16 protein-coding genes are annotated in these 14,236 nt (G+C 71.1%); 9 read left to right on the top strand and 7 right to left on the bottom strand.

Going from position 1 to position 14,236, the window contains the following annotated elements:
- Window positions 1-87 precede the first annotated feature (87 nt).
- The gene (locus ACWGST_RS06075) at window positions 88-717 is read left to right on the top strand and encodes a hypothetical protein (RefSeq protein ID WP_452045761.1); all 630 of its coding nucleotides are present in this window, start codon (window positions 88-90) and stop codon (window positions 715-717) included.
- Window positions 718-861: 144 nt separating this feature from the next.
- Here ACWGST_RS06075 and ACWGST_RS06070 read toward each other — a convergent pair whose 3' ends face one another.
- Window positions 862-2,373 carry a DUF222 domain-containing protein gene (locus tag ACWGST_RS06070; protein WP_452045760.1) on the bottom strand — a complete coding sequence of 504 codons (1,512 nt, stop codon included), beginning with the start codon at window positions 2,371-2,373 and terminating at the stop codon, window positions 862-864.
- 183 nt (window positions 2,374-2,556) lie between these two features.
- On the opposite strand from ACWGST_RS06070, the gene glsA reads away from it, so the two are divergent.
- The 4 genes from glsA to ACWGST_RS06050 all read left to right on the top strand — a co-directional run bounded on the left by glsA (window position 2,557) and on the right by ACWGST_RS06050 (window position 6,380).
- A complete protein-coding gene (glsA, locus tag ACWGST_RS06065) occupies window positions 2,557-3,783 on the top strand; it encodes a glutaminase A (RefSeq protein ID WP_452045759.1) in 1,227 nt (408 codons plus the stop codon).
- A gap of 181 nt (window positions 3,784-3,964) precedes the next feature.
- The gene (locus ACWGST_RS06060; RefSeq protein ID WP_452045758.1) at window positions 3,965-4,480 is read left to right on the top strand and encodes a nucleotidyltransferase domain-containing protein; all 516 of its coding nucleotides are present in this window, start codon (window positions 3,965-3,967) and stop codon (window positions 4,478-4,480) included.
- Window positions 4,477-4,815, top strand: a complete 339-nt coding sequence (locus tag ACWGST_RS06055) for a HepT-like ribonuclease domain-containing protein (RefSeq protein ID WP_452045757.1) — start codon at window positions 4,477-4,479, stop codon at window positions 4,813-4,815. The genes ACWGST_RS06060 and ACWGST_RS06055 overlap by 4 nt, the downstream gene beginning before the upstream one ends.
- A 1,286-nt stretch (window positions 4,816-6,101) precedes the next feature.
- A complete protein-coding gene (locus ACWGST_RS06050; protein ID WP_452045756.1) occupies window positions 6,102-6,380 on the top strand; it encodes a hypothetical protein in 279 nt (92 codons plus the stop codon).
- A 127-nt stretch (window positions 6,381-6,507) separates the two neighbouring features.
- Here ACWGST_RS06050 and ACWGST_RS06045 read toward each other — a convergent pair whose 3' ends face one another.
- The gene (locus tag ACWGST_RS06045) at window positions 6,508-6,918 is read right to left on the bottom strand and encodes a hypothetical protein (protein WP_452045755.1); all 411 of its coding nucleotides are present in this window, start codon (window positions 6,916-6,918) and stop codon (window positions 6,508-6,510) included.
- Between the two features lie 42 nt (window positions 6,919-6,960).
- On the opposite strand from ACWGST_RS06045, the gene ACWGST_RS06040 reads away from it, so the two are divergent.
- From ACWGST_RS06040 to ACWGST_RS06030, 3 genes are read left to right on the top strand one after another with little or no spacing between them, the layout of a single operon-like run.
- Window positions 6,961-7,428: a helix-turn-helix domain-containing protein gene (locus ACWGST_RS06040; RefSeq protein WP_452045754.1), complete on the top strand. Its 468-nt coding sequence runs from the start codon at window positions 6,961-6,963 to the stop codon at window positions 7,426-7,428.
- Window positions 7,425-7,889: a HepT-like ribonuclease domain-containing protein gene (locus ACWGST_RS06035; RefSeq protein WP_452045753.1), complete on the top strand. Its 465-nt coding sequence runs from the start codon at window positions 7,425-7,427 to the stop codon at window positions 7,887-7,889. Before ACWGST_RS06040 ends, ACWGST_RS06035 begins: the two co-directional genes overlap by 4 nt.
- Before the next feature lie 54 nt (window positions 7,890-7,943).
- Complete coding sequence (locus tag ACWGST_RS06030) at window positions 7,944-9,332, top strand: FAD-binding oxidoreductase (protein WP_452045752.1); 1,389 nt, start codon at window positions 7,944-7,946, stop codon at window positions 9,330-9,332.
- Between the two features lie 32 nt (window positions 9,333-9,364).
- On the opposite strand, the gene ACWGST_RS06025 is transcribed toward ACWGST_RS06030, so the two are convergent.
- The 3 genes from ACWGST_RS06025 to ACWGST_RS06015 all read right to left on the bottom strand — a co-directional run bounded on the left by ACWGST_RS06025 (window position 9,365) and on the right by ACWGST_RS06015 (window position 10,265).
- The gene (locus ACWGST_RS06025) at window positions 9,365-9,751 is read right to left on the bottom strand and encodes a type II toxin-antitoxin system VapC family toxin (protein WP_452045751.1); all 387 of its coding nucleotides are present in this window, start codon (window positions 9,749-9,751) and stop codon (window positions 9,365-9,367) included.
- Window positions 9,748-9,906 (bottom strand): hypothetical protein, encoded by a 159-nt coding sequence (locus ACWGST_RS06020; RefSeq protein WP_452045750.1) that lies wholly within the window; start codon window positions 9,904-9,906, stop codon window positions 9,748-9,750. Before ACWGST_RS06020 ends, ACWGST_RS06025 begins: the two co-directional genes overlap by 4 nt.
- A gap of 74 nt (window positions 9,907-9,980) precedes the next feature.
- Window positions 9,981-10,265, bottom strand: coding sequence for a hypothetical protein (locus ACWGST_RS06015; protein WP_452045749.1), 285 nt, complete (start codon window positions 10,263-10,265; stop codon window positions 9,981-9,983).
- Window positions 10,266-10,365: 100 nt separating this feature from the next.
- Here ACWGST_RS06015 and ACWGST_RS06010 point away from each other — a divergent pair, with 100 nt between their 5' ends.
- The gene (locus tag ACWGST_RS06010; RefSeq protein WP_452045748.1) at window positions 10,366-11,013 is read left to right on the top strand and encodes a DUF4232 domain-containing protein; all 648 of its coding nucleotides are present in this window, start codon (window positions 10,366-10,368) and stop codon (window positions 11,011-11,013) included.
- A 30-nt stretch (window positions 11,014-11,043) separates the two neighbouring features.
- Here ACWGST_RS06010 and ACWGST_RS06005 read toward each other — a convergent pair whose 3' ends face one another.
- Both ACWGST_RS06005 and ACWGST_RS06000 read right to left on the bottom strand, forming a co-directional pair.
- Window positions 11,044-12,636 carry a DUF3482 domain-containing protein gene (locus ACWGST_RS06005; protein WP_452045747.1) on the bottom strand — a complete coding sequence of 531 codons (1,593 nt, stop codon included), beginning with the start codon at window positions 12,634-12,636 and terminating at the stop codon, window positions 11,044-11,046.
- The gene (locus tag ACWGST_RS06000; protein ID WP_452045746.1) at window positions 12,633-14,090 is read right to left on the bottom strand and encodes a DUF2868 domain-containing protein; all 1,458 of its coding nucleotides are present in this window, start codon (window positions 14,088-14,090) and stop codon (window positions 12,633-12,635) included. Before ACWGST_RS06000 ends, ACWGST_RS06005 begins: the two co-directional genes overlap by 4 nt.
- Window positions 14,091-14,236: the final 146 nt, after the last annotated feature.

The raw sequence follows: 14,236 nt of genomic DNA, 5'->3' as shown, positions 1-14,236 counted from the left end.
ATTGAACCAGGTCATCCGGCCCGACAGTGCTTCCCACTCCCGAGCTTCCGACTCCCGCGCCTCCGACTCCCTTCGAAAGGACTCGTCATGATCGACGCCCTGCAGGACTTCGCCGCTTCCCTCCCCTCCTTCCTCCAGTGGTTCGGGGTGGTGCTCGTCGGGGCGATCCCGTTCGTGGACTCGTACTTCGGCGCGGTCATCGGGGTGCTGATCGGCCTGCCGACCGCCGTCGCGATCGGTGCCGCCGTGGTCGGCAACATCGCCTCGATGCTGATCTTCGTGATGACGGCGCACGGCGTGCGCGGCAAGGTCGTCGCGGGCAAGGCCAAGGCAGGCGCCGCCACTGCGGGCAGGACCGCCGCACCCACTCCCGTCGCAGGCACGACTACCGCCGGCACGGCTACCGCCCGCACGGCCGCCATCGGCACGGCCACCGTCGGCGATGCCACCACCGGCGACACCGCCGTCGACACTCTCAGCACCGCGCCCGCCGAGTCGCCCCGCCGCGAGAAGCTGCGCCGCGTGTTCGACAAGTACGGCGTCGCCGGCGTGAGCCTCGTCGGCCCGGCGATCCTGCCGAGCCAGTTCACCTCGGCCGCGATGGTCTCGTTCGGCGCGAACCGCAACACCGTGATCGTGTGGCAGACCGTCTCGATCGTGCTCTGGGGCACGGTGTTCGGCGTGCTCGCCTCGCTCGGGGTCTCGCTCTCGCGCTGACCAGGCGTTCCGGCCCAGCGCGCAGCCGAGGGCGGTCCGCCCCCGACCACCACTGGTCACTGCGCCTCCCGGCCGCTGAGCTCGTCGAGTCGCCGCCGTCAGGCGGTGGCTCGTTCGGGTGGTCGCTCGTCGAGTCGCCCGCCGTCAGGCGGTCGCTCGTTCGGGTGGTCGCTCGTCGAGTCGGTCGTCGAGTCGGTCGGCGAGCCGGGTGGGTGATTTCGTGGCCGGCCGCCATCGCCCGGTCGGATCGAGCCATGCGGGCGGTCTAACGTGCGGGAAGCCGCGGATCATGCGGATGCCCCACCCCGAGGTGTCGATCGTGCGGTGGTGGAACCAGCACACGAGCACCCCGTTGTCGGGGTGCGTGGGCCCGCCGTCGGCGTCGGGAATGACATGGTGAATTTCGCACCACGAGGCGGGCACGGTGCAGCCCGGGATGATGCAGCCCCCGTCGCGCAGGGTGATGGCCCGGCGTTGCTGCGGGGTGAAGCACCGTTCGGGCGAGCCGAGCTCGATGATGCGCCCGTTGCCGTCGAACACGACACGCTGGACGCCGCCCGTGCACATGAGCTGCTTCACCGCTCGCATCGACACCGGGATCTCGACCCCGTCGGCATGACCGACGCCACGCCCCACGCCCCGCCGGGCGCTCGGCGGGTCGCCTTGCACGTCGGTGAGGTCAGCACTGCGCACGCTCACGAGCACGGTCGGGGCTGCGCCACCGATCGTGGGGTGCTCGCCCGAGCGAGCCGCGGTCGTGATGATCGCGGCGAGCACGTCGTGCCGCTGCTGATCAGCGCTGCGCTGCTCACCCGTCGCAGCGACGAGGGCCGCTTGCTCTTCGGTCATGAACCCGCCACCCGAGCGCGGGGCGAGATGGGCATCGAAGAGGCGGGTCAGCCCCGCGGCGATCTCGGGCATCAGCTCCCCGGTGACCGGGATGAGCCCGTCGCGTGCCCGGCCCAGGCGCAGCCCCCGGCGCCGCATCGCACGCTCGTCGTCTGGTTCGGGCCCGTCTTGATCGAGACGGTACGCCCAGGCTTGGGCGTGCACGCGCACCTCGTCGGCCGTGGCCCGCACCGGAGCACCGTCTCCAGAGCCGGTCGCCGTCTCGATCAGGTATTGCTCGGCGATCTCGACGTCGAAAGGGTCGACATGCGGAAGGGAGCCGACCCGGCCCAGCTCTCGCACGATCATGTGCGCCGCATCGAGCCCGACCGCACCCGTCGCAAGAGCTGCGGCCAGGTGGGGGTACGCGGCCGGCATCGGGTCCCCGGTCAACGAGGTTCTCGCCCGCGCTGCCGCCCCGACGAGCACCCGGCGGCGGGCTTCGGCCCCGGAGACCTGCGTGACCCGTTCGATGAGTTCGCCCGGCCCGCGGCACCCCTTGCGGGCCGAGAGCCGCTCGCTGCCGAGTTCGACCCGGGAGCGTTCGGCGACCTCGCCCGCGTACCCGGCCCGGTGCGCGTCGAGCAACCGGCCGACGCGCTCCAGCGCGCCCATCGCGCTGAGGAGTTCATCATCACCCAGCCCCCGCGGCGCGGCACTCGCGAGCACTCCTGCCAACATCGCCGCGACCGCGTCAAGACACGCATCGAGCGTCGCATCGGGACACGCATCGAGCGTCTCGATCTCTGCGTCGCGGGTGCCTGCCATACCCTCACTCTGCCACCACCCACCGACATTGCTCCGAGCGATGAAACCGCAGGTCAGCCGGTGGATAACTGGCGACCTTCGCCGCCTGTGGAGGAGTAGTCGACCACCCCCGAACACCCCCCGAACCCCCAACCCGCCCCCACCCTCTGGAGCCCACCGCCCCCGACCTCCTAAGCTGACCCCATGGCCGCCCAACTGCGGGATCCGGTTCGACAGATGCTCGCCTCGGTGCTCGACGACGTGCGCCCGCTGAACGACGGCGCGGTCGCCTCCTACATCCCCGAGCTCGCGACCGTCGATCCCGAACCCCTCGGCGCGGCACTCGCGAGCACCCACGGCGTCGTGCACGAGGCCGGCGACTGCGAGACGCGCTTCACGATCCAATCGGTGTCGAAGCCGTTCGTGTTCGCCCTCGCGGTCGACGCGCTCGGCCTCGTGGAGGTGACCCGGCACGTCGGCCTCGAGCCGAGCGGCGAGCCCTTCAACGCGATCAGTCTCGAGGAGGCATCCGGTCGCCCGCTGAACCCGATGATCAACGCGGGGGCCATCGTGACGACCTCGCTCATGCTCGGCGACACCGCGAACGAGAAGTTCACCGCCGTGCAGGCGGGGCTCTCACGGTTCGCGGGCCGCGAGCTCGAGGTCGACGAAGACGTGTTCGCGTCCGAGGCATCCACCGGCGATCGCAATCGCGCGCTCGCCTACCTGACGCGCTCGGCCGGCACGCTCGGTTCGGGGGTGGATGTCGCGACGACCGCCTATTTTCGCCAGTGCTCGCTCACCGTCAACGCGCGCGACCTCGCCCTCATGGCGGCGACCCTCGCGACGGGCGGCGTGAATCCGGTGACCGGCGAGCGCGTCATCAGCGAAGACGCCGCCCGCTGGACCATGTCGGTCATGACGAGCTGCGGCATGTACGACGCCTCGGGCGAGTGGCTCGTGCGAGTGGGGCTGCCCGCCAAGAGCGGCGTCGGCGGCGGCATCGCCGCGGTGCAGCCCGGCCAGTTCGGCATCGGCACGTTCAGTCCGCGTCTCGACGAACGCGGCAACAGCGTGCGCGGCGTCGCGACCCTCGAACTGCTGTCGCAGCGGCACGGCCTGCACTTGCTGCAGCACCGCGGCGCACCCCTCTCGCCGATCGGCTCGCTCACGCGCGAGGGCACCGACACGGTCGCGATGCTGCGCGGCGAGATCTTCTTCTCGGGCGCCGAAGAGGTGCTCACGCGTCTCACCCCGATGATCAACGACGACGGATGCCTCGTGCTCGACTTCTCTGAAGTGACGCGGGTCGGCGACGGGCCGAAGCGCGTGTTCGCCGACACGCCGGGCATCGTCGGGCCGGCGCCCGACGGCCGCCCCCGGGTCGTCGTGCGCGACCCCGAGGGCGTGCTGCGCCTGCACGACGAGTAGGCCGAGCGGATGCCGCGCGGCATCCATTCCCGAATCGAGCGAGCTCGAACGGGCGCTCGAGCAGAACCGCCCTCGGAGTAGATACTCGATCGCCTCGAGCGCATACATCCACGAGACCCGCTCCGGCAGGCTACCCGCGAAACATGTACAGATTCATGTACATCTTCGGTAGACTCGTGGCATGACCAACGCACTTCCAGCAGAGTCCGCGCAGGTCGTGCCAGTGGCCGAGGCACGTGCCGGCCTTTCCAGTGTGTTGCGCGAGTTCCGCGATCGGCCCGATGCGGAGCCGATCGTGATCGGCTCGCATCGACGCCCCGAGGCAGTGCTGATGCCGTACGCGCAATTCGCGTCCCGACGGGCCGACTTCGACCCGTCGGTCGGCCTGCCGGGGAGCGGGAGCCGCACGCCCGCGCTCGACGAACTCCGTCGACGCCGAACGCTCATTGCACGCCTCGCTCGAGCGAACCGCATCGCTTTGGTGCAGGTCTTCGGCTCGGTGGCGCGGGGCGAGGAAACCGCGTCGAGCGACATCGACCTGCTCGTCACTCCAAACGACGACGCATCACTGTTCGACCTCGCGCAATTCGAACTCGACCTGGAGGCGCTGTTCGAACGCCCCGTCGACGTGGTCTCGAAGCGATCGCTCGACCCCGAGCACGATCGCGACGTACTCGATTCGGCGATCGAGCTGTGAACTCCGACGACCGGATCGACCGTTGGTTGATCGACCTGGCGACCACTCTCGACGACGCCGCCACGCTCGCTGCGCGTGGGCGTGAGGAATTCGACCGCGACCCGGCGCTACCGCTCGCCTTCGAGGCACTGTCGAACCGGGTCGGAGAGCTCGCCAAGCGATTGGCGAGCGTAGATCCTTCGCGCTTCGACGATCCGCTCTGGTCGCAGGCCGCACGAAATCGTGACGTCGTCGTCCACCACTACGACCGCGTCGACGCTCACGCCCTCTGGGTCACCGTGATCCGGAGCTTCCCTGAGCTGCGTGAGCTGGTGCGGCGAATGAGCCACGGCTGACGCCTCGCGCACGATGCCGGCGAATCCCCGTACGCTGGCTCCCACCCGAATTCTTCCTCCCCGATCGGAAGGACGCGAATGAGCTCGCCGACCCCTGCACACGGCGACACCGGAGTGCACCCCGAGGCGGTGTCGAACGCGACGCAGGCGACGGCTGTAGCCGAGCGAATCCTCGATCCCCGACGTGAGCGCCCGATCGTCGTGCTCTCGTCGGAGTTCGCGAGTGCGGGGCATCCGCTCGCCTTTCCGCTCGATGTCGAGCGCATCGCCCAAGAGGCCGGCGACCTCGCCGAGCTCGTGCTGCTGCCGACCGGCGACCTGTCGCGCGCCGTCGAAGAGCTGCTGCCGCCGCGCACGCAGGTTTACGGCGGTGCCGGGCTTCATCGCCGACGGCACGCGTGCCATCGTGCGACTCGACGACGGCGGCCTCGCCACGGTGTGCGCCGAGCTGACGGCGCCGCCGACCCCGCTCGAATGGACCCTCGCCGTCGGCCAGACCGTCACCGCGACGCTCGACGAAGACACGCATCGGCTCATCCTCGACACGCACACTCCGACAACGGCCGAGGTCGCCGCCGCCTTCGCGCACGGCGGTGTCACGCTCGCGCTCGTCGACCACGTCGCGCCCGGCGGCGGAGTCGCGCGACTGTCGCTGCATCCACGGTTCGCGCTCGAGGTGCGCCGAGCGGATGTCTCGCCGAACCCCCTCGACACCCTCGACCTGTTGCTCAGCGAGGGCGAGGTGGTGCGCGCGCGCGTGGTGCACCTCGCGGGCGAGGCGCTGCACCTGCGGCTCAGCGACGTCGACGACGAAGAGCCCGTCGCGGCGCCGCTGGCACTCGTCGACGGCGGCCCGCCCTGGCTCGAAGAGGGCCGCTCGATGCCGCGCGACACCCCGCGCCCGGCGCCCGCGCCCGCCCGTGTGCCGGTCGAGCCAGCCCCTCCGGTGGTCGAGCTCGTCGAGACCCAACCAGTCGGGACTCTGCCTGTCGACACCCAGCCCGTCGAGACAGCTCGCCCCTTGCCCGGCCCCGGGCCGCGTCAGGTTCGGGATGCCTCGGGCCCCGAGACATCCCCCACCCCGATGCTGACCGGCGCAACCGCAACCGCACCCTTCTCGCCCGGCCCGACGCCGACCGGCCCGCTTGCCGCGGCCGCACCGGGCTCTGCCGCACCGGCCGCGCCTTCCGCGCCCGCCCCGCGCGCCGGCGCCGCCCTGCAGCAGACGCAACTCTCGCTGCAGCAGGCGCGGGCGCGCATCGTCGAACTCGAACACGGCCGTCGCGATGCTCGCGCTCGACGCGGGCCAGTTCCGCAAGGCGATGAAGGCCGCCGTCGACGTGCTGACCAGCCGCGCGGAGCGCATGCCGGGGCGAGACGCCCATCGCCTGCGCAGTGCCGACGCGGGCGGCTCCCCCGACGTCACGCGCGCCGACGGCGCGTACTGCATGCGCGTCGCGATCGAGCAGAACACGCCCGCCGCCCGGCGCCTGCACTACTGGATGCTGCCCGGCGGCGAGATCGAACTCAGCCGCGTCGTGAGCCACGACGACATGGGGGCGTGATCGTCACCGGTCCGAGCTTGCAGAAGGGGCGGGTCCCAATCCGGATACAGGACGAGACGCCGTCCACCCCCGCGTGGCGGGTGTCGATGGCGTCTCGTCCAGCATCCGGACCGATGGGTCCTCCGTGCTACTGCACCGTCACCGCGACCGCCGAGCCCGGCTTCGCCGTGATGCGCAGCGTCTGCTTCTTCGCGTTGTAGTGCGCCTTGCCGCCCGTGACCGTGATCTGCGGGGTCTGCGCGTACGTCGACGTCGGCACCCAGATCTCGCTCGAGCCGGCGCCGGCCGTGTAGCTCACGGTGTACTCACCGCTCGTGGCGTCGAAGTGCTCGGCGCCGGGCACACCCGCGATCGCACGTGCGTACGGGCCGAACGCGGGTTCGTTTCCGGGAGCGGCGTTGCCCGCGGCATCCATCGCGCAGTAGCCGCCGCCGTCTGCGCGGCAGTAGTACCAGATCGTCCAACCGGTCGCGAAGCGTTCCATGGCGGCGACCTGTGCGGCGACGAGCGCGGCGTGGCGCCCGCCGAACCCGATCACCGCACGAGGGGCTCGATGATATCAACGCGATATACTCACCTCATGGACTCACGCGACTCCGACGGGGCGACACTCGTGCGACGTGCGCGCGAAGACGCCGGCATCTCGCAGCGTGCACTCGCAGCCCTGGCCGGCGTGAAGCAGCCGAACCTCGCGGCGATCGAGGCCGGCACGCGGAAGCCGAGTGCAGAGCTCCTCGCCCGCATCCTCGGGGCCGCACGCATGCGCCCGTCGATACCGCTCGAGTTGTTCGCCGATCGGATCCTCGAGCTCGCGCCGAAGTACGGCGTGAGCGACATCCGCGTCTTCGGCTCGGCCGCCCACGGCACCGACACCGCTGAGAGCGACATCGACCTGCTCGTCGACGCCTCGCCCTCCGTCGATTTCCTGACGCTCGCTGCCTTTCGCCAAGAGGTGTCGGACCTCCTCGGATTTCCGGTCGACGCCGTCGTCGACGACGATACCGACCCGATAGTGCGCTCGATTCGCCGCGAAGCGGTGCCGCTGTGAGCGGATTGCCTCTCAGCGGCACGCCGCGCGATAGGTTCACCGCCCGCACGCCACCGACGCCTCGCACACCCGACAACGCACCCGGCAGCGGTGCCGGTGCCGCGTTGCGCCCCCGCGCCGTCGAACGGCTGACCGGCGAGGTCGCAAGGTTGCGCGATCGTCTCACTCGAGCGACACGCGACGGGCGTGACGAGTTCATCAGTGCCGATTCCGACGCCTACGACATCGGAATGCTCGCTGTCATCCACCTCGCAGATCTCGTGAATCGACAACTGCCCGATGACATCGCCGCCTCTCTCCCTGCAGTCGCGCGCGACGGCCTGCGGGCGACGCGCAACATCGCCGCACACAACTACGCGGGGCTCGACAACGCGCGGCTCTGGCAGACCGTGTCCGAGCACGCGCCCGAGCTGCTCGACGCGATCCAGGCGGCGCTCGTTGCTCGCAACGAGCGCCCCTGAGCCCTGCGTCGACCGGTGATGGCGCGCGCGCGACGCGAGGAGTAGCTTTGCGGCATGACCGTGGCGGTCGACGCAGCCGCGCTCAGCGAACTGGAGTCGGGGTTCGCTGGCGAACTGGTGCGGCCGGAAGACGGCACCTACGACGAGCACCGCAGGGTCTGGAACGGCTCGATCGATCGCCGCCCCGCCGTCATCGCGCGATGCGTCGGCAGCGACGACATCGGTGCGGCGCTCCGGTTCGCCCGCCGCACGGGCTTGCCCGTCGCCGTTCGCGGCGGCGGGCACAGCTTTCCCGGCCTCTCGGTGTGCGACGACGGAATCGTGATCGACCTGGCTCCGATGAACGGGGTCGCCGTCGACCCCGAGGCGCGAACGGTGCGTGTGCAGGCCGGCGCATTGCTCGGTGACCTCGATCGCGCCACCCAACCGTCGGGGCTCGCGGTGCCGAGCGGCATCGTCACGCACACCGGCGTCGCCGGCCTCACGCTCGGCGGCGGCATCGGGTGGATCATGCGCAAGCACGGCCTGACCATCGACCAGCTGTCGTCGGTCGACCTCATCACCGCCGAGGGCGAGCGAGTCGTCGCGAACGAGACCGAGAACGCCGAGCTCTTCTGGGGCGTGCGCGGCGGCGGCGGCAACTTCGGCATCGTCACCGCCTTCGACTTCAAGCTGCACGAGGTCGGCCCGACCGTCGTCGCGGGCCCCGTCTTCTGGCCGATCGAGCAGTCTCCGCAGGTGCTGCGCTTCTACCGCGACTGGATCGCCGACGCGCCCGACGAGCTGATGACGATCGTGATGCACCGCAAGGCGCCGCCGCTGCCCTACGTTCCGCCCGAGCTGCACGGCAAGCTCATCGTCGGCGTGATCTGCTGCTACACGGGGCCGGTCGAAGAGGGCGAGCGGGTCGTGCGCCCGCTCAAGCGGTTCGGTTCGCCGGTGCTCGACCTGTGCGAGCCGAAGCCCTTTCTCGAGCACCAGTCGATGTTCGACCCGTCGTTCCCGCCCGGCCGGTGGTACTACTTCCGCTCGTGCGACGTCGCCGAGTTGAGCGACGAGGTCATCGACATCACCGTCGAGCACACGAGGCGCATCCAGTCGCCGCTCACGAGCTTTCCCATCTGGCAGATGGGCGGGGCCGTGGCCAGGGTCGGCGAGGACGACACGGCGTTCAACGGGCGCAGCGTCGGGCACACCTTCAACATCAACGCGGCCACCCAGGGTGCCGAGGGCTTCGATGCCGAACGCGAGTGGGTGCGCGACTTCTGGTCGGCGCTGAAGCCGTTCCACACGAGCGTGTACGTGAACTTCCTCATGGAAGAGGGCGAGCAACGCATCCGCGAGGCCTACGGGTCAGAGAAGTACGACCGATTGAAGGCGCTCAAACGCACATACGACCCGGGCAACCTCTTCCGGTTGAATCAGAACATCCCGCCGGACTGACCACTGACCACTGACCGCGTGCCGCTGACCGCTCAGATCTCGATCGCGCCGAGGCCGACGCGACGCGCCGCCTGTTGGAGCGCGACGTCGAAGGTCACCAGTGGAGCGCCGAGCGACATCGCCGCGTCGAGCACGCAGCAGTCTGGGAGTTTCAGGCCGGTCTCGACGCGGAGGCGCGCAAGGCGTGCGGCTCCACCAGCCGGTGGCCTCCACTCGGCGATGCCGAGCTGTGCGAGCTGTTGCTCGGCGAACGCCTCGCGTCGCGCGCGAATCGGGCCGACGAGCACCTCGGTGAGGGTGATCGTGTGCATCACGAACTCATCATCGAGGTGGGAGGCCAAGAAGGCGGTCGCCGCCTCGTGGTGTGTGTCGTGCGCAGCGAAGTGCGAAATGGCGACGCTGGCATCGAGCACGATCATTCGGGCCACTCGCTGCGCAGGAGGTCGAGGTAGCCGGGCTCGTACTCCGCGCTGAGGCTGCCCGCCGTGAACTCGATGGCCGCCGCGCGGCGTGCCCGACGCGCGGCACTGCCTGCGTCGAGGGCATCAGCGCCGGCTTGGAATAGACGGAGCACCCGTTCACTTCGGCTCGCCTCTGGCCAAGCACGTTCGGCAACACGGAGAGCACGCTCGATCTCAGGCGTCTCAGTCACCTGGAACCGCGGTCGGGTCGTCGGCATGGGCCAAGTGTACCACCGGTCCGTTCAGTGTCACACTGCTTCGGCTCGGGCTTGCGCAGCCACGCGACGATGAGCGTGCCGACGCAGACCGCGGCGGTCAGGGATGCGGCGAGCGCGATGAGCGGCAGAACGGCCGTACCGAGTCCCGTGTTCGCAGGTGCCGCGAACAGTTCCGCGTCGGAGCCGGCACGCACGCTCGCATCGGCCAGGTCGACGATGACCTGATGCACTGCCGGCACGAAGAAGTGCTTCATGTGCGGAGATTACTCCTGATACGCCCCCGCCGGCAGTGGTCGTGACGGATGTCGGCGAGCCACCTGCCGCTGCCCGGTGCGTCGGTCGTAGCCTGAGCCCGTGACTCGACTCACCGCTCGATCGACCCTCACCGTTTCGCCTGCGTCCGCCGTCATGGCAGCGGCCGCGGCGGCCGCCCTGGCGGTGCTGCTCACCGGCTGCGGCACCGGCGGCGCGACACCGACCACCCCTCCCGCCACCAGCACGACACCGAGTCCGACCGCGTCTGCGCCTGCGTCGCCCAGCCCCTCGGCGAGCGTCGATCCCGACGCTCCCGCCGGGCAGTGCACCGACGATGCGCTCGAGGTCGCGGTGCTGTACGTCGATTCCGGCGCCGGCTCGCTCGACTACAGCGTCGTCTTCACCAACACCGGCAGCGACTCGTGCGAGCTGCGCGGGGCGCCCGGCGTCTCAGTGGTCGACGCTTCGGGCGTGCAGATCGGCGAGGCCGCCGGTCGTCTGGGCGACGACGACCCGCCGACGCTCACCCTCGAGCCCGGGGCATCCGTCGCCGCTGCCCTCAACGCCGTGAACATCGATCCCGACGGCGGCCCACTCGACGACTGCCCCGTCGTGCAGGGCAGCGACTACCTCGTGTACCCGCCGCACAGCTTCACGGGCGTCACGGTGTCGACGGGCAAGCCGGTGCCGGCCTGCGAGAGCACGGCCGAGTTCCTGCATGTGGGGCCGGTGCAGCAGCAGGGCTGAGCGAGCGGATGCCGCGGGGCGGGCGTGCGCTCACCGCCCGGGCGACTCGCTGCGCCGTGCATCGAGCGCGCCGGGGTACAGCTCGTCGAGCAGCTTGAGACCGAGCATGCGCAGCACCTCTTCGAGCGAGCGCTGCACGGCCGCTTCGCCGTCACCGCGGCGACTCCAGATCGACGCAAGGCGATCTTGCGAGGCCACGACGGCATCGACGACCATCGGCCGCCAGTGCGACGGATACTCTCCCTCTCGCCACGCACCCCGCCCGCGCCCGTAGTGCGCGACCGCCAGGTAGCGCAGCAGCGCCGAGGTCACGAGCCCGTCGAGGAACGCCTCCTCCCACCGCAGGCTCGACTCGGTTCGACCGCGCACGACGTTGACGCCCTGCGCGATGCCCGCGCCGCCGAGCGCGCCGATGATCGCGCCCGCGACCATGCCGGCGCCGAACGTGAGACCGCCCGCCATGAGGTCGGCGCCGAGACCGGTGAGCGCCCCCGAGACGACCCCGCCGAGCGCTGCGGTGCGGGTGCCGTCGAGCGGCGCATCGAGGTGCACGCCGTCGGCCACCCGCTCGAGCACCTCGTCGGCGGCGCGGCCCTCGAGCCGGTGGATCGCGATGAGCCGCTCCATGCCCGCGCGCAGATCGGCCTGCAGTCGAGCGGCCATTTCGTCGGTGGCATCCGATCGCGCCTTCGCCCGCGCCGCGTTCGGGAGGCCGAGCGAGCCGGTGACGCGGTTCGCGAGCGGTTCGGCCGGCAGCGTCACGCGATCGGCGGCGGCCCGCGCGATCGGCCCGGCGAGCGCGGCCATCGACGAGTCGAACTCGCCCATGCGGAGGTCGCGCCAGGCCGCCGACAACCGGGCGAACGCCGGCGCCGAGGCATCCGGAACCAATGGTTCGATCGCGTCGAACAGCGTGAACTCCTGCACCCAGCAGCGGGCGAAGGCGTCGAAGGCGAGCACGTCGCGCACGTTGGTCGAGGGGCCGAGCGCGGCACGCCAGCGCGCGGCATCCGCCTCTTCGGCCGCCCGCTCACGCGGTGGCCCGGTCTGGTTCAGCAGCACGAGCACGGGCTTGCCGACGTACTCGAGCACCTCGAGCTCGGGGGCGAGGTAGCCGGCGTCGGCGGGCACCTCGGCCGCGTTCACGAGGTAGAGCACGACGTCGGCCTGCTCGGCGACGTTGCGCACCGCGAGCTGGCTGAGCCACAACGCGCGATCCTGATAGCGGTCCCACACCTGCGACGTGAACCAGCCGATGGGGTTGCGGTTCTGACGCAGCCGGCGTGCGAGGCGCACACTGTCGCCGAAGCCGGGGGTGTCCCAGAGCGTGAGCAGGTCGCCCTCGGAGGTCTGCACGAGCGGGTACGGCGTCGCCTCGGCGGTGACGTGCGGGGCATCGCGCACCTCGCCGACGTCGCGCCCGAGCAGCGTGCGCGCGAGCGTCGTCTTGCCCGCGTTCGTGTGCGAGATGAGCGAGAGCGAGACGGCGCCGGCGTCGAGGCCGGGCACCGGTGGTCGAGTAGGCAGCGAAGCAGCCGTATCGAGACCAGGGCCGCCCACCGGTGGTCGAGTAGGCAGCGAAGCAGCCGTATCGAGACCGTCGGATGCCGCATGGTCGGTCATGCCCGCCCCCTCGCCTCGTTCGCGGCGCCGCCATCATGCGCGGATGCCGCGGCAGCGAGTTGCGCCTCGGCCGCCGCCAGATCGGGGTCGCCGAGGTCGACGAACACCGGAACGACGCCTCGCGCCTCGATCAGCTCGCGCCACACGGCACGGCGCTCCTCGCGGCGCCGCGCGTCGTCGCCCCAGCGCGCGAGAAAGGTCGACTCGTCGACGAGCACGACCGTGGCACCGGATGCTGCGAGGAACGCCCCATGCGCGTCATCCTCCGGAGTGGCCGTGAGACTGAACAGCGGCAGTCGGATCTCAGGCGTGCCCGCGGCATCCGTCGCCGGGCTCGACCACTCGTCGCCCCACGCAACGGGCGCATCGATCGTCGCGGCGGCGTTGCCGTACGCCCGCGCAAGCACGGCCTCGAGCCCGGCCCGCGCTTCGGGCGTGAGGGTGTAGCTGTACGGGATGACGCGCACCCGCGCCGGCTCGCCCACCCACCCGGCGACGAGCCGGTGGTAGTACGGCTCGTCGAGCGGCAGCGCCACACGCTTGGCCCGGCGCCGCTCGACGAGCCCCGAGGCGAGCGCGAGCACGAGCCGCGGCACGATGACGACGAGCGCGACCGTGGCGGCCATGAGGTGCATCCATATCGCGGCGTTCTCGCTCGCGGGCGCGCGGATCGCCTCGATCGCGGCGACGCCTGGCACCGTGATGCCGGTGACCCACGACCCCGGCGCGAACGTCACGGCGAGCAGGGCGCGCACCTGCTCAGCACCGAGGAACGTGCTCTCCCACGACGCGCGGTACTCGAACGCGAGCCCGCGCAGGTAGAGGCCGGCGATCACGCCGAGCGCGGTCGCCGCCGCAGCGAGGTGCAGCACGCGTGCGGCGCGCGCTCCGTAGAGCGGCGCGGCGACGCGCGCCCAGTCGCGGGGCAGCGCGGCGAGCACGGTGCGCCTGGCGGCGGTCGAGGCATCCGCTCGGTTGCTGTCGCCGTTTCCGCCTCGCACCGACGCGATGCGGATCAGGAACGACCGCACCGGCCCGGCCGCACGGCGCCCGAGCACCAGCGGCCGCACGAGCAGCCAGATGTACACGACGAGGTTCCACACGACGAGCGCGAACACCGGCGGCGCCAGCAGGTTGATGCTCGACCCGCCGCCGATGCGGTCGATGAGCAGGCCGAGCAGAAACGCGGCGACCACCGTCACGACGCCCACCCACGGCCGCCACCGGATGCCGCGCACCGTGCGCGTCACGGCGGGCTGGCGCGTGCCGATGCGCTCGAGCACGAGCTGTGCGCGGCGACTCAGGAACTCGTCGGCGCTCGCCCGCTCCCCCACGATGGCCGCGGCCGCCCGGCTCGCCCACTCGCGGTCGGCATCGGACCACAGCACGCGATCGCGGTCGGCCGTCTCGACGGCGCGTGCCGCGGTTGTCTTGAGGGCGGCCGACTCGTCCATATTCGGGGAGTCTACGGTGGAGGGCCGACGGCTCCCTGCTCGCTGGCCTCATGATGCCTCGCCGAGCCGACGCGTGTCGGTCTGCTGCTCGGGCGGTGGCCTGCTGCCCGGCCCAGGACAGGTAGGCCCCACCTTCTGCTCCTCGA

The organism is Agromyces sp. NPDC055520 (assembly GCF_053619715.1).
Note: the sequence above shows the minus strand (reverse complement) of the source record. Positions and strands in the feature narration are given on the sequence as shown.